At 56.3% G+C, this 16,716-nt stretch carries 17 protein-coding genes; 16 read left to right on the top strand and 1 reads right to left on the bottom strand.

Annotated elements, in window-relative coordinates:
* Positions 1-38: 38 nt before the first annotated feature.
* On the bottom strand, positions 39-1,043 hold the full coding sequence (gene flk, locus AAIE02_RS11610) for a flagella biosynthesis regulator Flk (RefSeq protein ID WP_498532566.1): 1,005 nt from the start codon (positions 1,041-1,043) through the stop codon (positions 39-41).
* Positions 1,044-1,157: 114 nt separating this feature from the next.
* Here flk and pdxB point away from each other — a divergent pair, with 114 nt between their 5' ends.
* The 16 genes from pdxB (at position 1,158) to AAIE02_RS11530 (ending at position 16,709) form a co-directional block, all read left to right on the top strand.
* Positions 1,158-2,294: a 4-phosphoerythronate dehydrogenase PdxB gene (gene pdxB, locus AAIE02_RS11605; protein ID WP_498532565.1), complete on the top strand. Its 1,137-nt coding sequence runs from the start codon at positions 1,158-1,160 to the stop codon at positions 2,292-2,294.
* Positions 2,295-2,363: 69 nt separating this feature from the next.
* On the top strand, positions 2,364-3,377 hold the full coding sequence (locus tag AAIE02_RS11600; RefSeq protein WP_039305160.1) for an aspartate-semialdehyde dehydrogenase: 1,014 nt from the start codon (positions 2,364-2,366) through the stop codon (positions 3,375-3,377).
* Entirely contained in the window at positions 3,377-4,192 is an 816-nt protein-coding gene (truA, locus tag AAIE02_RS11595) for a tRNA pseudouridine(38-40) synthase TruA (RefSeq protein WP_008459710.1), read from the top strand. Before AAIE02_RS11600 ends, truA begins: the two co-directional genes overlap by 1 nt.
* Positions 4,193-4,217: 25 nt before the next feature.
* On the top strand, positions 4,218-4,877 hold the full coding sequence (locus AAIE02_RS11590; protein WP_008459711.1) for a DedA family protein: 660 nt from the start codon (positions 4,218-4,220) through the stop codon (positions 4,875-4,877).
* A 138-nt stretch (positions 4,878-5,015) separates the two neighbouring features.
* Complete coding sequence (gene accD, locus AAIE02_RS11585; protein ID WP_008459714.1) at positions 5,016-5,936, top strand: acetyl-CoA carboxylase, carboxyltransferase subunit beta; 921 nt, start codon at positions 5,016-5,018, stop codon at positions 5,934-5,936.
* 64 nt (positions 5,937-6,000) lie between these two features.
* Complete coding sequence (folC, locus tag AAIE02_RS11580; RefSeq protein ID WP_498532564.1) at positions 6,001-7,269, top strand: bifunctional tetrahydrofolate synthase/dihydrofolate synthase; 1,269 nt, start codon at positions 6,001-6,003, stop codon at positions 7,267-7,269.
* Positions 7,259-7,975: a cell division protein DedD gene (dedD, locus tag AAIE02_RS11575; RefSeq protein ID WP_336819261.1), complete on the top strand. Its 717-nt coding sequence runs from the start codon at positions 7,259-7,261 to the stop codon at positions 7,973-7,975. The genes folC and dedD overlap by 11 nt, the downstream gene beginning before the upstream one ends.
* Positions 7,976-8,274: 299 nt before the next feature.
* Positions 8,275-8,760: a colicin V production protein gene (cvpA, locus tag AAIE02_RS11570; RefSeq protein WP_008459721.1), complete on the top strand. Its 486-nt coding sequence runs from the start codon at positions 8,275-8,277 to the stop codon at positions 8,758-8,760.
* A gap of 37 nt (positions 8,761-8,797) precedes the next feature.
* Positions 8,798-10,315 carry an amidophosphoribosyltransferase gene (gene purF / locus AAIE02_RS11565; RefSeq protein WP_008459723.1) on the top strand — a complete coding sequence of 506 codons (1,518 nt, stop codon included), beginning with the start codon at positions 8,798-8,800 and terminating at the stop codon, positions 10,313-10,315.
* 135 nt (positions 10,316-10,450) lie between these two features.
* Positions 10,451-11,863 (top strand): MFS transporter, encoded by a 1,413-nt coding sequence (locus AAIE02_RS11560; RefSeq protein WP_498532563.1) that lies wholly within the window; start codon positions 10,451-10,453, stop codon positions 11,861-11,863.
* Positions 11,864-11,928: 65 nt separating this feature from the next.
* Positions 11,929-12,600: an ArsR/SmtB family transcription factor gene (locus AAIE02_RS11555; RefSeq protein ID WP_166862568.1), complete on the top strand. Its 672-nt coding sequence runs from the start codon at positions 11,929-11,931 to the stop codon at positions 12,598-12,600.
* Positions 12,601-12,621: 21 nt separating this feature from the next.
* Complete coding sequence (locus tag AAIE02_RS11550; RefSeq protein ID WP_498532562.1) at positions 12,622-13,194, top strand: UbiX family flavin prenyltransferase; 573 nt, start codon at positions 12,622-12,624, stop codon at positions 13,192-13,194.
* Between the two features lie 287 nt (positions 13,195-13,481).
* Positions 13,482-14,264: a lysine/arginine/ornithine ABC transporter substrate-binding protein ArgT gene (gene argT, locus AAIE02_RS11545; RefSeq protein ID WP_039295568.1), complete on the top strand. Its 783-nt coding sequence runs from the start codon at positions 13,482-13,484 to the stop codon at positions 14,262-14,264.
* A gap of 191 nt (positions 14,265-14,455) precedes the next feature.
* Entirely contained in the window at positions 14,456-15,238 is a 783-nt protein-coding gene (gene hisJ, locus AAIE02_RS11540; RefSeq protein ID WP_008459733.1) for a histidine ABC transporter substrate-binding protein HisJ, read from the top strand.
* A gap of 74 nt (positions 15,239-15,312) precedes the next feature.
* Positions 15,313-15,999, top strand: a complete 687-nt coding sequence (locus AAIE02_RS11535) for a histidine ABC transporter permease HisQ (RefSeq protein ID WP_008459735.1) — start codon at positions 15,313-15,315, stop codon at positions 15,997-15,999.
* A complete protein-coding gene (locus AAIE02_RS11530) occupies positions 15,996-16,709 on the top strand; it encodes an ABC transporter permease (RefSeq protein WP_039305135.1) in 714 nt (237 codons plus the stop codon). The genes AAIE02_RS11535 and AAIE02_RS11530 overlap by 4 nt, the downstream gene beginning before the upstream one ends.
* Positions 16,710-16,716 lie beyond the last annotated feature (7 nt).

Here is a 16,716-nt window from a genome sequence, read left to right as displayed (position 1 = left end):
TTTTCCCTCTCCTTTTGGGAGAGGGTTGGGGTGAGGAACTAGATCACCAGCCAGAGCAAAATCACCACCACGACCAGCGCGATCAACGCCAGACCTGGCCTCGCGCTCAGCGCCTTTATCGGCTCGATAATTGCGCTAAACATCGGGTTGTAGATCGGCTGAATATCACGCACTTCAATCGTAGCTGGCTGTCGCTCGGCGCGTTTTAAAAACACCTGATTGAGAATGTCCTGTACCTGCGCGGTCGTCAGTATCGTTTGCGGCGTGGCCTGGAAGCGCTGCTGGCTGTAATCCACCATCTCTTTCCACTCCTGCGGCTCAAGCGGCTGCTTTAGGGCCGCCTGCACGCTGTGCAAAGTAGGCGTAGACTGCTGGCTCAGCGTTTGCCTTGCCTGGAGCCAGGTTGTCAACAAAGCAAAGTGCTTAGCCGGAATGAGTTCACCGGTTTTCACGCCGGACAGCTCCAGCATTGACTGCCAGATTTGTTTGCCGGACTCGCCCGTTGCCGCGGCGAGTTTGGTGACAAGCTGGTTCAGGCTGTTGTGCTCGGCGGGGAGCAGCGGGCGGTCGGTGGCCGGGCGCTGCTGCGGCTGAGGGATGGCGAGCTGGTTGTTTTGCAGCAGCGTCAGCACGGTTTTGAGCTGGTCCGGCGTGAGCTGGCTCAGCGCCGTCTGGCCAAACTGCTGGCGGATAAAGTCGCTCACCGCCTGGCGGTTATTGCCCTGGGGCAGCAAATCGCTCAGTTGCTGAATGATCTGACGCGTTGCCAGCGTGGTTTGCGCACTGGTCAGGCGCTGATTCAGGTTCTGCTCAGCGGCAGGGAAATGCCGAGACAGCAGCGGCGTCTCGCTTTTGAGTCCCAGATCGTGCTTAAGGCCCGCCCACACTTCAGCGCTCTGCTGTTGGCTAAGCGCAATGATCCGGGTGATCAGGCGCTCCAGCACGGTACGTTGCTGGGTGGAAAGCGGCTGTTCGCCGGCGGCAGACGGTGCGGAGGGAGGTTCCCCCGGAGGACGCGGCGTGGCGCCCTGAATGGGTTGCATTATTAAATGATCCTTAAGTGCGACAAAACATTCGCAAGTAGTTCGTTATGCCCGGACGTCAGATTATGGCACACTATCCGGCCTTATCTCGACGATTAACAGACAGGTACTCAGGTGAAAATCCTCGTTGATGAAAATATGCCCTATGCCCGCGAACTTTTCAGCCGCCTGGGCGAGGTGACTGCCGTGCCGGGACGTCCGATTCCGGTGGATGCGTTAACGGATGCTGACGCGTTGATGGTTCGTTCGGTCACCAAAGTGAATGCCGAACTGCTGGACGGTAAAGGGATCAAATTTGTCGGGACGGCCACGGCCGGAACCGATCACGTTGATGAAGCGTATTTGCAAAGTGCCGGGGTGGCTTTCTCTGCCGCTCCTGGATGCAACGCGATTGCCGTGGTTGAGTATGTGTTCTCCTCCTTATTGATGCTGGCCGAACGTGATGGTTTTGAGCTGAAAAACCGGACAGTCGGCATCGTCGGCGTGGGTAACGTTGGTGCCCGTCTTCAGGCTCGTCTGGAAGCCTGGGGCGTGCGCACCTTACTGTGCGACCCGCCGCGAGCCGATCGCGGTGATGAAGGCGATTTCCTTTCGCTGGAAACGCTGGTGCAGGAAGCCGACGTCATCACCTTCCATACGCCACTGTTTAAATCCGGCGAGTATAAAACGCTGCATCTGGCGGACGAGGCGCTGATTAGCCGCCTGAAGTCTGGCGCTATTCTGATTAATGCCTGTCGTGGCCCGGTAGTGGACAACAACGCATTGCTGAAATGCTTAAAAGCAGGGCAGAATCTCAGCGTTGTGCTGGACGTCTGGGAGCCGGAGCCGGATCTCAACGTCGAGTTGCTCGACAAGGTCGATATTGGCACGGCGCACATTGCGGGCTATACGCTTGAAGGTAAGGCTCGCGGCACCACGCAGGTCTTTGAAGCCTTTAGCGATTTTATCGGCCAGTCTCAGAAAGTGGCGCTGGATTCACTTCTGCCTCCGCCGGAGTTTGGCCGCATTACGCTGGCAGGCCCGCTCGATCAGCCCACGCTCAAAAGACTGGTGCATCTGGTGTATGATGTGCGCCGCGACGACGCGCCGCTGCGAAAGGTAGCCGGTCAGCCTGGTGAATTCGACAAGCTGCGTAAGAACTACCTGGAGCGCCGCGAGTGGTCATCGCTGTATGTGCAGTGTGACGATGCCGACGCGGCAGGCATGCTGCAAAAACTTGGCTTTAGCGCGGCACATCACCCGCTTCGCTAAGCAATATCTTCTGGCTCCCTGGGGCGACGTCCCGGGGAGCATCTGTTCTATTTTCTGGAGTAAACCAACATGTCCGAAGGCTGGAATATTGCCATTTTAGGCGCCACCGGTGCCGTAGGCTCAGCTTTGCTTGAACTGCTTGCTGAACGTCAGTTCCCGGTTGGTGAATTGTATGCCCTGGCGCGCGGCGAGAGCGCCGGTGAAAATCTGCGTTATGAAGGCAAAACTATCCTGGTGCAGGACGCGGCAGAGTTTGACTGGACGCAGGCTCAGCTGGCGTTCTTCGTGGCGGGCGTTGAAGCCTCCGCTCGCTATGTGGAAGAAGCGACCAACGCGGGCTGTCTGGTGATTGACTCAAGCGGTCTTTTCTCGCTGGAGCCGGACGTGCCGCTGGTTGTGCCGGATGTGAACCCGTTCGTGCTGAGCGATTACCGTAACCGTAATCTGGTGGCCGTGGCGGACAGCCTGACCAGCCAACTGCTGAGCGCTTTGAAACCGTTGATTGAGCAGGGTGGCCTGTCACGTATTCAGGTGACCAGCCTGCTGTCTGCTTCTGCGCGCGGCAAAGTGGCCGTAGACGCGCTGGCCGGGCAAAGCGCCCGTCTGCTGAACGGCATTCCTATTGATGAAGAAGACCTGTTTGGCCGCCAGCTGGCGTTCAACATGCTGCCGCTGGTGCCGGACGCCGAAGGCAGCGTGCGGGAAGAGCGTCGCCTGGTGAATGAAGTGCGTAAAGTGCTGCAGGACGATGGCTTAATGATCTCCGCCAGCCTTGTGCAGTCGCCGGTGTTCTATGGCCATGCCCAAATCGTCAACTTTGAAGCGCTGCGCCCGCTGGCGGCAGAAGAAGCCCGCGATGCGTTTGCTCAGGCAGAAGATATTGAGCTGTCTGAAGAAGGAGAATTCCCGACTCAGGTGGCGGATGCGTCCGGTAGCGGCCATCTTTCTATTGGCTGCGTACACAACGATTACGGTATGCCGGAGCAAATCCAGTTCTGGTCAGTCGCCGATAACGTTCGCTTTGGCGGCGCGCTGATGGCGATAAAAACCGCTGAGAAACTCGTGCAGGAGTATATGTACTGATGTCCGAAGTGCTAAGCGAAATTCCGCTTCATAAAATCGCGCTCGGCATTGAGTACGACGGCAGTAAATATTACGGCTGGCAGCGCCAAAACGAAGTGCGCAGCGTGCAGGAAAAGCTGGAAAAAGCGCTGTCTCAGGTGGCCAATGAGCCGATTAACGTGTTTTGCGCAGGGCGCACCGATGCGGGCGTTCACGCCACGGGCCAGGTGGTGCATTTTGAAACCAGCGCGGTGCGCAAAGATGCGGCCTGGACGATGGGCGTCAATACGAATTTGCCTGGTGACATCGCCGTGCGCTGGGTAAAAGATGTGCCGTCTGAGTTCCATGCCCGCTTTAGCGCCACGGCTCGCCGCTATCGCTACGTGATTTATAATCACCGCCTGCGTCCGGCCATTCTGCAGCAGGGCGTAACCCATTTTCATCTGCCTCTGGATGCGGATAAAATGCACCGCGCCGCGCAGAGCCTGCTGGGGGAAAATGACTTTACCTCGTTCCGTGCGGTGCAGTGCCAGTCCCGCACCCCATGGCGCAATATGATGCACATTACGGTAAACCGCTACGGCGCTTACATCGTGGTGGACATTAAGGCCAACGCTTTTGTGCACCACATGGTGCGCAACATCGTCGGTAGCCTGATGGAAGTCGGCTGCGGCAACCAGGCTGAAACCTGGATGGCCGATCTGCTGGCAATGAAGGACCGCACTAAGGCCGCTGCCACCGCGAAGGCGGAAGGGCTGTACCTGGTGTCGGTGGATTACCCCGACCACTTTGCGCTGCCGCGTCTGCCGATGGGGCCGCTTTTTTTAGCCGATTGATTGCTGCTTAAGAAAGGATACTTTGATGGATTTCATCCGTTTTATCATCGACTTCATTTTGCATATCGACGTGCATCTGGCCGAGCTAGTGGCACAATACGGTGTCTGGGTTTACGCTATTCTGTTCCTGATTTTGTTCTGCGAAACCGGGCTGGTAGTTACGCCGTTTTTACCGGGTGATTCACTGCTGTTTGTGGCGGGCGCGCTGGCGTCGCTGGAAACCAACGACCTGAACGTGCATTACATGGTCATTTTGATGGTGATTGCCGCCATCATCGGCGATGCGGTGAACTACACTATCGGGCGGCTGTTTGGTGAGAAGTTGTTCAGTAATCCGAATTCAAAAATCTTCCGCCGCAGTTATCTCGATAAAACTCACGCTTTTTACGAGCGTCACGGCGGAAAAACGATTATCCTCGCGCGCTTCGTGCCGATTGTGCGAACCTTCGCACCGTTTGTCGCCGGGATGGGGCACATGTCCTATCGCCATTTTGCGTTCTATAACGTGGTCGGCGCACTGCTGTGGGTCTTGCTGTTCACCTACGCGGGCTATCTGTTCGGTAACCTGCCGGTGGTACAGGAAAACCTGAAGCTGCTGATTGTGGCAATTATCGTGGTGTCGATTTTGCCTGGCGTGGTGGAAGTTATCCGCCACAAACGCGCGGCGTCGCGGCAGTCAAAATAATACGTGGCAGCGGTTCGACCACTTTTTTATCCAAAGTAGAGGGCCGTTGTGTTTTAATGAGCACCATTTATGGTCTGGGGCAGGGAAAACTGCCGCAGAAAAGCTGGTATCGACCAGGTTCAAGCAGAAAGGTCATCAATGAGCTGGATTGAACGAATTCTCAATAAGAGCAATATTACTCCCACCCGCAAGGCGAGCATCCCTGAAGGGGTGTGGACCAAGTGCGACAGCTGCGGCCAGGTCCTGTACCGCGCCGAGCTGGAACGCAATCTTGGTGTCTGCCCTAAGTGCGATCACCACATGCGTATGTCGGCCCGCGATCGCCTGCATAGCCTGTTAGATGAAGGCACAATGGTGGAATTGGGGAGCGAGCTTGAGCCAAAAGATTTGCTGAAGTTCCGTGACTCCAAGAAGTACAAAGATCGTCTGGTTAGCGCGCAGAAAGAGACCGGCGAGAAAGACGCGCTGGTTGTCATGAAAGGCACCCTGCACGGTATGCCTGTTGTGGCTGCGGCCTTCGAGTTCGCCTTTATGGGCGGCTCAATGGGCTCCGTAGTTGGCGCGCGTTTTGTTCGTGCCGTTGAGCAGGCGCTGGAAGACAACTGCCCAATGGTGTGCTTTTCCGCTTCCGGCGGGGCGCGTATGCAGGAAGCGCTGATGTCGCTGATGCAGATGGCGAAAACCAGCGCTGCGCTGGCAAAAATGCAGGAACGCGGTCTGCCGTACATCTCCGTGCTGACTGACCCAACCATGGGCGGCGTTTCCGCAAGCTTCGCGATGCTGGGTGACCTGAACATTGCCGAGCCGAAAGCGCTGATTGGCTTTGCCGGTCCACGCGTTATCGAGCAGACCGTTCGTGAAAAACTGCCGCCGGGCTTCCAGCGCAGTGAGTTCCTGATCGAAAAAGGCGCTATCGACATGATCGTTCGTCGTCCGGAAATGCGCCTGAAACTGGCGAGCATCCTGGCGAAGTTCATGAATCTGCCAGCGCCAAACCCGGAAGCCCCGCGTGAGCCTATCGTGGTTCCGCCAGCACCGGAACAGGGTCAAGAGGCCTGATTCGCAACTAAGGGCAGGCCAGCAGGTTCTGCCCTTTTCTTTATGTGCATGTTAAGTGGGCATCATGGACAAAGACCTTATTCCTCAAGCCACGTCGCCCCTGGCCACGTGGCTTTGCTATCTTGAAAACCTTCATTCCACCACTATCGATATGGGCCTTAAGCGCATCAGCAACGTTGCGCGCAAGCTCGATGTGCTGAAACCTGCGCCAACGGTTTTTACCGTGGCCGGCACGAACGGGAAAGGCACCACCTGCCGTACGCTTGAAACCGCGCTGATGGCCGACGGCTATCGAGTAGGGGTTTATAGCTCTCCGCATCTGGTGCGTTACACCGAGCGCGTGCGCATTCAGGGTGAAGAGTTGCCTGAAGCCCTGCATACCGCCTCGTTTGCCGAAATTGAGGCCGCTCGCGGAGATATTTCCTTAACCTATTTTGAATACGGAACGCTCTCGGCCTTGCTATTGTTTAAGCAGCAGGCGGTAGACGTGGTGATTCTTGAGGTTGGCCTTGGCGGGCGTCTGGATGCCACCAATATTGTGGATTCCGATGTGGCTGTGGTCACCAGCATTGCGCTCGATCACACCGACTGGCTTGGCCCGGACCGTGAGAGCATTGGCCGTGAAAAAGCCGGCGTCTTCCGCAGAGATAACCCTGCGGTTGTGGGCGAGCCAGATATGCCGCAGACGATTGCCGATGTGGCGCAGGAGAAGGGCGCGCAATTACTGCGCCGCGGCGTTGACTGGGATTATGAAGTTAACGGCACAGGCTGGACGTTCCGGGACGCTAACGGCGAGCTTAAAGATCTGCCGCTGCCGCTGGTTCCACAGCCCAATGCCGCCACGGCGCTGGCCGCTTTACGTGCCAGCAAACTGAACGTGAGTGAAAACGCGATACGCTACGGCATCGAACATGCCACGCTGCCGGGGCGTTTCCAGATTGTGTCTCAGGCACCGCGCGTGATTCTTGATGTTGCCCATAACCCTCACGCGGCGGCTTATCTTGCGGGTCGCCTGGCGGCGCTACCAAAACAGGGTCGTGTGCTGGCGGTGATTGGCATGCTACACGATAAAGACATAGCCGGAACGCTTGCCTGTTTGTCGCCTCAGGTCGATAGCTGGTATTGTGCTCCGCTGGAAGGGCCACGAGGCGCAAGCGCAGAGCAGCTTATGGCCCATCTTGGTCACGGCAAAGCATTTGCAACCGTGGCGGACGCATGGCATGCCGCCATGGCGGAAGCAACGGCAGAAGATACCGTGCTGGTGTGTGGTTCGTTCCACACGGTAGCCCATGTAATGGAAGTACTGGACGCGGGGAGAGCAGGTGGCGAGTAAGTTTCAAAACCGATTAGTCGGAACCATTATTCTGGTCGCACTGGGCGTGATTGTGCTGCCGGGTCTGCTGGACGGGCAGAAAAAACATTATCAGGATGAGTTCGCGGCCATTCCTTTGGTGCCAAAACCTGGAGACAGCGACGAGCCCGATATGCTGCCGGCGGCTACTCAGGCTTTGCCAGCGCAGCCGCCGGAAGGCGCGGCGGAAGAGGTAAGGGCGGGCGCTTCCGTACCGCCGGGGCTGAACAGCGGGGCTATCCCGAACGAAGGCTCTGCGGGCGTTGACGAAGTGCCTGTCGCGCGCGAACAGCCTAAGCCGCAGCCCGTGCAGGAAAAACCAAAGCCTAAGCCGGTGGAAAAACCGCAGCCTAAACCTGCCGCTGATGATAACACTGGTCAGCAGCTTGCGATGGCCTCCGAACAGGCGTCGAAGGCGGAAAAAACTGCCGACAAAGCCCCGACCGGGCAAGCCTATGTGGTGCAGCTTGGCGCATTGAAAAATGCGGACAAAGTGAATGAAATTGTTGGTAAACTGCGTGGGGCCGGGTTCAAGGTTTACACCTCGCCGACCACGCCTGTGCAGGGGAAAATTACCCGTATTCTGGTCGGGCCGGATGCCTCGAAAGATAAGCTGAAGTCTTCGCTGGGCGAACTGAATTCGCTTTCTGGTCTGAACGGCGTGGTGATGAATTATTCGCCAAGGTAGTCGCCAGTGAGCCTCACCCCGGCCCTCTCCCTGGAAGGGAGAGGGGGAAAAATATCGCACCATGCTGTTCCCTCGCCCCTTTGGGGAGAGGGTTAGGGTGAGGGGAAAAACGACGGTACATCGTCGCTTCCCCCCAACGGAGTGAAGGCAAAACAGGCACTTTTTTAATGGCGTTGATGCTTTTTTCAACGCCATTATTTATTTACGCGGGGGAAGGAAATCCCTACGCAAACGTTTTCTTTTTCTGTTAGAATTCGCCCCGAACTGGACGTCAGGGCAATTTATCACGAGATTTTTTCATGATCTGGATAGATTACGCCATCATTGCGGTTATCGGTTTTTCTTGTCTGGTAAGCGTAATACGTGGGTTTGTGAAGGAAGCGTTATCGCTTGTGACCTGGGGATGTGCTTTCTTTGTCGCCAGTCATTACTACACTTATCTGTCAGTCTGGTTCACTGGCTTTGAAGACGAACTGGTACGTAATGGGATAGCTATCGCGGTGCTGTTTATCGCGACGCTGATTGTTGGTGCGATAGTCAATTATGTGATTAGCGCGCTGGTGCAAAAAACCGGCCTGTCGGGTACAGACAGGGTGTTGGGGATCTGTTTTGGCGCCTTGCGTGGCGTACTGATCGTCTCCGCCATTCTGTTCTTCCTGGATACCTTTACCGGTTTTTCGAAAAGCGATGACTGGCAAAAGTCGCAGCTTATCCCGCAATTCAGTTTCATCATCAGATGGTTCTTTGACTATCTGCAAAGCTCGTCAAGTTTCTTGCCCCGCTAATCGTAGTGGGGATGTGGCTTAATGAGGAAAAGACAACATGTGCGGTATTGTCGGTATCGCCGGTTTCATGCCGGTAAACCAGTCGATTTATGATGCGTTAACGGTGCTTCAGCACCGTGGCCAGGATGCCGCAGGCATCGTCACCATCGACGCGTTAAATTGCTTCCGTCTGCGTAAAGCGAATGGCCTGGTGAGCGATGTGTTTGAAGCCCGTCACATGCAGCGTCTGCAGGGGAATATGGGTATTGGCCACGTGCGTTACCCCACAGCCGGCAGTTCCAGCGCTTCTGAAGCTCAGCCTTTCTACGTCAACTCGCCTTACGGGATTACGCTGGCGCATAACGGTAATCTGACCAATGCTCACGAGCTGCGCAAAAAGCTGTTCGAAGAAAAGCGCCGCCACATTAACACCACTTCTGATTCTGAAATCCTGCTCAATATCTTTGCCAGCGAGCTGGATAACTTCCGCCATTATCCGCTGGAAGCAGACAACATTTTTGCTGCTATCGCCGCCACTAACCGCCAGATTCGCGGCGCTTACGCCTGCGTGGCGATGATTATCGGCCACGGCATGGTTGCCTTCCGCGACCCGAACGGCATCCGCCCGCTGGTGATCGGCAAACGCGATCTGGGCGATGGCCGCACCGAATACATGGTGGCCTCCGAGAGCGTGGCGCTGGACACTCTGGGCTTTGAATTCCTGCGTGATATCGCGCCGGGCGAAGCAGTTTACATTACCGAGAAAGGCCAGCTGTTCACCCGCCAGTGCGCCGACAATCCGGTCAGCAATCCTTGCCTGTTCGAGTATGTGTACTTTGCTCGCCCGGACTCCTTCATCGACAAGATTTCCGTCTACAGCGCGCGCGTTGAGATGGGGAAAAAGCTTGGCGAAAAAATTGCCCGTGAATGGGAAGACCTGGATATCGACGTGGTCATTCCGATTCCAGAAACCTCCTGCGACATCGCGCTGGAAATCGCCCGCATTCTTGAGAAGCCGTACCGCCAGGGGTTTGTGAAAAACCGCTACGTGGGCCGCACGTTTATCATGCCGGGCCAGCAGCTGCGCCGTAAATCCGTGCGCCGTAAGCTGAATGCCAACCGCGCTGAATTCCGCGACAAGAACGTGCTGCTGGTGGATGACTCCATCGTGCGTGGCACCACCTCTGAGCAGATTATCGAGATGGCACGTGAAGCCGGTGCCAAAAAGGTTTATCTGGCATCCGCTGCGCCGGAAATTCGCTTCCCTAACGTGTACGGCATTGATATGCCGAGCGCCAACGAGCTGATTGCTCACGGCCGCGAAGTGGATGAAATTCGCCAGATCATCGGCGCCGACGGCCTGATTTTCCAGGATCTGGACGATCTGATCGAAGCGGTACGCGTGGAAAACCCGGACATCACCCAGTTCGAATGCTCCGTCTTTAACGGCATCTACGTGACGAAAGACGTTGACCACAAATACCTGCAGTATCTCGAATCCTTGCGTAACGACGACTCCAAAGCGCTGGCGCGTCAGAACGAAGTGGAAAACTTAGAGATGCACAACGAAGGCTAAGCTAAGCCGCCCTCGTTTACAGGCCCACGGTTTACCCCGTGGGCTTTTTTATGCCCGATGCACAGAGAGACAAATTGTGGTTGGTTTTTCATTCTATCATTCCATTACTTTATGGAATGATAGATGGAAGAGTGAATGTCAGACATTACGAGTCAAAATGCCTCCTGGGCCACGCTGCTTAGCGGCCATAACGGGCTGCGATCCCTGGCCCTCGCCGGCGGCGTGGCGCTGCATGCCATTAATATTTATATCGTCACCACGATTTTGCCGACCGTCATTCAGGAGATTGGCGGCCTGGCCTGGTATGCGTGGAACACCACGCTCTTTGTCGCCGCGTCGATTGTAGGCTCCGCCATCTCTGCGAAACTGATTGCGCGCCAGGGCGCGGCGATGGCCTACCTGTCGGCCCTGCTGCTGTTTTCCTGCGGGGCGGTAATCTGCGCGCTGGCACCCTCCATGCCGGTCATGCTCCTGGGGAGAGTGGTGCAGGGACTCGGAGGTGGTGTGTTGTTTGCGCTGAGCTACGCGCTGATCCGCGTCGCCTTTGAGGCTCCGCTATGGTCCCGGGCTATGGCGCTGGTTTCCGGCATGTGGGGCATCGCAACCCTATGCGGCCCGGCGATCGGCGGTGTTTTCGCGGAGATCGGCGAATGGCGCCTTGCGTTTTGGGCGTTGCTGCCGATAGCCGCCGTGCTTGCCCTGATTGTGATGGTGCAATTTAGAAGCATGTCGAAGCCTGAAGCCGGTGAGGCACGATTGCCCGTACTCACCATCTCGCTGTTGGTCCTGTCTGTGCTAGCCATTTCCCTCGCCGGGCTGGGCGGCTCTTTGCCCCTGAATATCTCCGGAATAGCTGTTGGTCTGGGGCTAGGGTGGCTCATCGCTCGCCTGGACAGCAGGCCGGAGGCGGCAAAATTGCTGCCTCGCGGCGCTTATTCCCCGACGCGCGGTATTGGCCTGCTTTATGCGATGATGGCGCTGCTGGTCATTGGCCTGACGACGGAAATATACGTGCCATACTTTCTGCAGCTCATCCATCTATTCAGCCCGTTGTCTGCCGGTTATTTGACGGCAATGATGGCCGGGGGCTGGACGCTGGCGGCGCTTTGTAGCGCTTCAGTCAGTGCAAAAATGTCGCAGCGGATAATCTGCGTCGGGCCGCTGGTGGTGCTTGTGTCGTTGGTCACGCTGTCCATTATTATGCCGACACCTTTTAACGGCCCGGCGGGCGTGGTTGCCTGCGGTACGGCGCTGGCGGGCGTTGGGTTCGGGATTGGTCTTGCCTGGCCTCATCTTTTAACGAAGGTATTTCAGGCGGCACCGCCCGGGGAAGAAACGCTGGCGTCCGCCTCCATTACTACCGTGCAGCTTTACGCGACGGCGCTCGCCGCCGCCCTGGCCGGGGTTATTACTAACGGGGCCGGCATCACTTCACCTGGAGGGGTTGAAGGGGTCAGCGCGGCCAGTATGGCGTTGTTTGGGGTCTTCGCTTTGGCGCCGGCCTGTGCGACGCTTTTAGCAATACGCCTGAGTCGGCAGGCCAGGTGATATCTGTCACTTTAGGGGCGGCAATGCTAACATCGGCGGCGTTTGGCGGATAACGGGCAGCGTGGATGAAAAAAGTGATGGGGAGCCCGCAGGGCCAACTAGAAATACTGGCAGGTCTTGCTCGCGCGATGGCGCATCCCCATCGTCTTGCCTTGCTGGAGGCCGTTTTTCAGCACGAAAGTTCAGTTGAGCAACTGGCAGAGACAACCGGCCTTTCCGTGACCAATACCTCCCAGCATTTACAGCAGCTCAGGCGGGCCGGGTTCGTACAGTCGCGGCGCGTCGGGAAGCAGGTTTTTTACCGCGAAGGCGAAGGGCCGGTGGCAAACGTGCTTTCTGCTCTGCACAATTTTAATACCTGGCAGCACAGCGAAATGCAGCGCGTTGCGACGGAGAGTCTCTACAACCCGCAGCGGCTGGAGGGGGTTTCCATTGAAGCGCTGCTGGCCAGGCTGGAGCAGGGCGCGTTGTTGCTGGATGTTCGCTCCGCGGAAGATTATTCCGCCGGCCATATTCCCGGTGCGCTGAATATTCCGCTGGAGAAGCTGGAGCAGCACCTGTCTGATTTACCTCGCGACAGGGATATTCTGGCCTACTGCGGTGGGCGTTTCTGCGTACTTTCCAGACAAGCAGTGGCGTTTCTGCGCCAGAAAGACTTTATGGTGCAGCGCGTGGATGATGGTTTTCCTGGCTGGCAGGCGGCCGGGTTGCGAGTTGAGTCGAAATGGTCATCCTGAAAGGGTGAGAAAAGGTGATGAATGAAACGACTGATTGTCGGTATTTCCGGCGCAAGCGGCGCCATTTACGGGGTGCGTTTACTGCAGCTCCTCCAGCAGCTGCCGGAGGTGGAAAGCCACCTGGTGATGAGCAATGCGGCGCGCCAGACGCTGGCGCTGGAAACCGATTACTCGCTGCGTGATGTGCAGGCCCTGGCGGATGTTGTGCACGACTCACGGGATATCGCCGCCAGCATCTCCTCTGGTTCGTTTAAGACCATGGGGATGGCGGTGCTGCCGTGCTCGATTAAAACGCTGTCCGGCATCGTGCACAGCTATACGGACGGGCTGCTGACCCGTGCGGCGGACGTGGTGCTGAAAGAGCGTCGCCCGCTGGTGCTTTGCATTCGCGAAACGCCGTTGCACCTCGGGCACCTGCGCCTGATGACCCAGGCGTCCGAGCTGGGCGCGGTGATCATGCCGCCGGTGCCGGCTTTTTATCATCGCCCGCAAACGCTGCAGGATATTGTCGACCAGACGGTCAACCGGGTGCTGGATCAGTTTGACCTTGAGCTGCCCGAAGATCTGTTCGTTCGCTGGGGTGAACACAAGTAATGCACTGCTGCGGTGCATCACAAAATGATTGCCTCATTATGGGGCAATTCTGCAACGCCGATCGCTTTTAGAAGATTTAATCCTCGAAAACCGCCTTCCCCTCTAGTCCCGCTTCCCAGACCTGCTATCTTTCAAACTAGCGCGAAGTTGCAACGTTTTATTAACATAAATCAGCGGCTTTTTTCCACGCAGGGAAAAGTGGCATGAGAACTGCAACTCTCCGTATGCAAAGGCATTACCACACAACAAGACATCACAAATAAGAAAGCCAAACTTGAGGGTATCGTATGAAGAAGTCGGTTCTTGCACTGTCTTTACTGCTCGGCCTGTCCAGCGCAGCCAGCGTGTTTGCAGCGATTCCGCAAAACGTCCGCATTGGTACCGACGCGACCTACGCGCCATTCTCTTCGAAAGACGCGAAAGGCGATTTTGTTGGGTTTGATATCGATCTGGGTAACGAACTTTGCAAGCGCATTCAGACCAAATGTACCTGGGTTGGCAGCGACTTTGATTCCCTGATCCCGTCGCTGAAAGCGAAGAAAATTGACGCCATTATCTCGTCTCTGTCGATCACTGAAAAACGCCAGCAGGAGATCCTTTTCTCCAACAAACTGTACGCGGCGGATTCCCGCCTGATCGCGGCCAAAGGTTCCCCGATTCAGCCGACGCTCGAATCGCTGAAAGGCAAGCACGTTGGGGTGCTGCAGGGCTCCATTCAGGAGACCTACGGCAACGCTGAATGGCGCCCGAAAGGCGTTGATGTGGTGGCCTACGCCAACCAGGATTTGATTTACTCTGACCTCGCTGCAGGGCGCCTGGATGCGGCATTCCAGGACGAAGTTGCCGGGAGCGAAGGCTTCCTGAAACAGCCTGCCGGGAAAGACTATGCCTTTGCCGGTCCGTCCGTGAAGGACAAAAAATACTTCGGCGATGGGACCGGGATCGGCCTGCGTAAAGATGACACCGAGCTGAAGGCCGCGTTCGACAAAGCGCTGGCTGAAATGCGTAAAGACGGGACTTACGACAAACTGGCGAAAAAGTACTTCGACTTTAATGTTTACGGCGAATAAGTTTATCCCTTAGTCTGTAGCCCGGTTTTGAATATATTCTTAACCGGGCAGGATAACTATGCAGTGGTGCAGTCCCGTTCCGGCTGCACCGTTATGGTGCGAAAACGGTTTTTTCGCAACGTGTTGCGTAAGTTTTCCCTGTTTGTAGTGGGTGTGAGCCTTAAGTAACGGACAGTCTATTGAGGATAATTATGAAAAAGCTGGTTTTGTCTCTTTCTCTGGTGCTGGCGTTTTCCAGCGTGACCACAGCATTCGCTGCCATTCCGAAAACCCTGCGGATTGGCACGGACCCAACCTATGCGCCATTTGAATCCAAAAATGCTCAGGGCCAGCTGATCGGCTTTGATATCGATTTGGCGAAAGAACTCTGCAAGCGCATTAACACCCAATGTACCTTCGTTGAAAACCCATTGGATGCGCTGATCCCTTCGCTGAAAGCGAAGAAGATCGACGCCATCATGTCTTCGTTGTCCATCACCGAAAAACGCCAGCAGGAAATCGCCTTTACCGACAAGCTGTACGCGGCAGATTCTCGTCTGGTGGTGGCCAAAGGTTCCCCGATTCAGCCGACCCTTGAGTCGCTGAAAGGCAAGCGCGTCGGCGTGCTGCAGGGCACCACGCAGGAAACCTACGGCAATGAACACTGGGCGCCAAAAGGCATCGAAATTGTCTCCTATCAGGGGCAGGATTCCATTTACGCCGACCTGGCTGCCGGACGTATTGACGCCGCCTTCCAGGATGAAGTCGCCGCCAGCGAAGGCTTCCTGAAGCAGCCGGTGGGCAAAAACTATCAGTTCGGTGGCCCGTCCATCAAAGACGACAAGCTGTTTGGCGTGGGCACCGGCATGGGCCTGCGTAAAGAAGATAACGAACTGCGCGAGGCGCTGAACAAGGCGTTCGCGGAGATGCGTAAAGACGGCACCTACGACAAGTTAGCGAAGCCGTACTTTGATTTTAATGTGTATGGTGAATAAGCCTTACCGGTGACAAAGGCCCCGCGTCAGACGGGGCCCAATAAGCAGCAAACACTGACGACAGGATACGCACCATGTTGTATGGCTTTTCCGAAGTAATTTTCAAAGGGGCTCTGGTTACGCTTGAGCTGGCGCTCGCCTCGGTTGTCCTTTCCGTGCTGATTGGGCTTGCCGGTGCTGGCGCAAAATTGTCCAAAAATCGCCCGCTCGCTTTGCTGTTTGAAGGCTACACCACGCTGATTCGCGGCGTGCCTGATCTGGTGCTGATGCTGTTAATTTTCTACGGGCTGCAGATGCTGCTCAACAGCATTACAGATGCGCTGGGAATGGCGCAGTTTGATATCGACCCAATGATCGCCGGGATCATCACGCTCGGTTTTATCTACGGGGCTTATTTCACCGAAACCTTCCGTGGGGCCTATCTTGCCGTGCCGAAGGGCCATATTGAGGCGGCCACCGCCTTTGGCTTTACCGGGTCACAAACTTTCCGCCGTATTCTGTTCCCGGCCATGATGCGCTACGCGCTGCCGGGCATAGGTAACAACTGGCAGGTGATCCTCAAAGCCACCGCGCTGGTTTCTCTGCTTGGCCTGGAAGACGTGGTAAAAGCCACGCAGCTTGCCGGGAAAAGCACCTGGCAGCCGTTCTACTTCGCGATTGTCGCCGGGATTATCTACCTGGTCTTTACCACGGTTTCAAACGGGGTGCTGCTCTGGCTTGAACGCCGCTATTCCGTTGGCGTCAAGAGGGCCGAGCTATGATCGATATTATTCACGATTACTGGCAGTCGCTGCTGTGGACGGACGGTTACCGCTTTACGGGCGTCGCCATTACGCTGTGGCTGTTGATTACGTCCGTGGTGATGGGCGGGATTCTGGCGCTGTTCCTCGCCATTGGGCGCGTGTCCAGCAACAAATTTATTTCGTTCCCCATCTGGCTCTTTACCTACGTATTTCGCGGCACGCCGCTCTACGTGCAGTTGCTGGTGTTCTATTCCGGGATGTACACGCTGGAGATAGTCAAAGGGACGGAGCTGCTGAACGCGTTCTTCCGCAGCGGCCTGAACTGTACCGTACTGGCGCTGACGCTCAACACCTGCGCCTACACCACGGAGATTTTCGCCGGTGCTATTCGCTCGGTTCCGCACGGTGATATTGAAGCGGCGCGCGCTTACGGCTTCTCAAAAGTGAAAATGTACCGCTGTATTATTCTGCCTTCCGCGCTGCGTATTGCGCTGCCGGCCTACAGCAACGAAGTGATCCTGATGCTGCACTCTACGGCGCTGGCGTTTACCGCCACGGTGCCGGATCTGCTCAAGATTGCCCGTGATATCAACTCCGCAACCTACCAGCCGTTTACCGCGTTTGGCATCGCGGCCGTGCTGTATTTGATTATCTCTTATGTGCTGATAAGCCTGTTCCGCAAAGCGGAAAAACGCTGGCTGCAGCACGTTAAACCCGCTTCGCACTGAGTGACTT

The organism is Cedecea sp. Ae19-4, from assembly GCF_059801165.1.
The sequence above is the reverse complement of the archived record's forward strand: the minus strand, read 5'-3'. Positions and strand labels throughout refer to the sequence as shown.

Excerpts from the sequence above, each read along its gene's own strand:
- flk (WP_498532566.1), bottom strand. The coding sequence starts at position 1,043 with ATGCAACCCATTCAGGGCGCCACGCCGCGTCCTCCGGGGGAACCTCCC.
- AAIE02_RS11600 (WP_039305160.1), top strand. The coding sequence starts at position 2,364 with ATGTCCGAAGGCTGGAATATTGCCATTTTAGGCGCCACCGGTGCCGTA.
- truA (WP_008459710.1), top strand. The coding sequence starts at position 3,377 with ATGTCCGAAGTGCTAAGCGAAATTCCGCTTCATAAAATCGCGCTCGGC.
- AAIE02_RS11590 (WP_008459711.1), top strand. The coding sequence starts at position 4,218 with ATGGATTTCATCCGTTTTATCATCGACTTCATTTTGCATATCGACGTG.
- accD (WP_008459714.1), top strand. The coding sequence starts at position 5,016 with ATGAGCTGGATTGAACGAATTCTCAATAAGAGCAATATTACTCCCACC.
- folC (WP_498532564.1), top strand. The coding sequence starts at position 6,001 with ATGGACAAAGACCTTATTCCTCAAGCCACGTCGCCCCTGGCCACGTGG.
- cvpA (WP_008459721.1), top strand. The coding sequence starts at position 8,275 with ATGATCTGGATAGATTACGCCATCATTGCGGTTATCGGTTTTTCTTGT.
- purF (WP_008459723.1), top strand. The coding sequence starts at position 8,798 with ATGTGCGGTATTGTCGGTATCGCCGGTTTCATGCCGGTAAACCAGTCG.
- AAIE02_RS11560 (WP_498532563.1), top strand. The coding sequence starts at position 10,451 with ATGTCAGACATTACGAGTCAAAATGCCTCCTGGGCCACGCTGCTTAGC.
- AAIE02_RS11555 (WP_166862568.1), top strand. The coding sequence starts at position 11,929 with ATGAAAAAAGTGATGGGGAGCCCGCAGGGCCAACTAGAAATACTGGCA.
- AAIE02_RS11550 (WP_498532562.1), top strand. The coding sequence starts at position 12,622 with ATGAAACGACTGATTGTCGGTATTTCCGGCGCAAGCGGCGCCATTTAC.
- argT (WP_039295568.1), top strand. The coding sequence starts at position 13,482 with ATGAAGAAGTCGGTTCTTGCACTGTCTTTACTGCTCGGCCTGTCCAGC.
- hisJ (WP_008459733.1), top strand. The coding sequence starts at position 14,456 with ATGAAAAAGCTGGTTTTGTCTCTTTCTCTGGTGCTGGCGTTTTCCAGC.
- AAIE02_RS11535 (WP_008459735.1), top strand. The coding sequence starts at position 15,313 with ATGTTGTATGGCTTTTCCGAAGTAATTTTCAAAGGGGCTCTGGTTACG.
- AAIE02_RS11530 (WP_039305135.1), top strand. The coding sequence starts at position 15,996 with ATGATCGATATTATTCACGATTACTGGCAGTCGCTGCTGTGGACGGAC.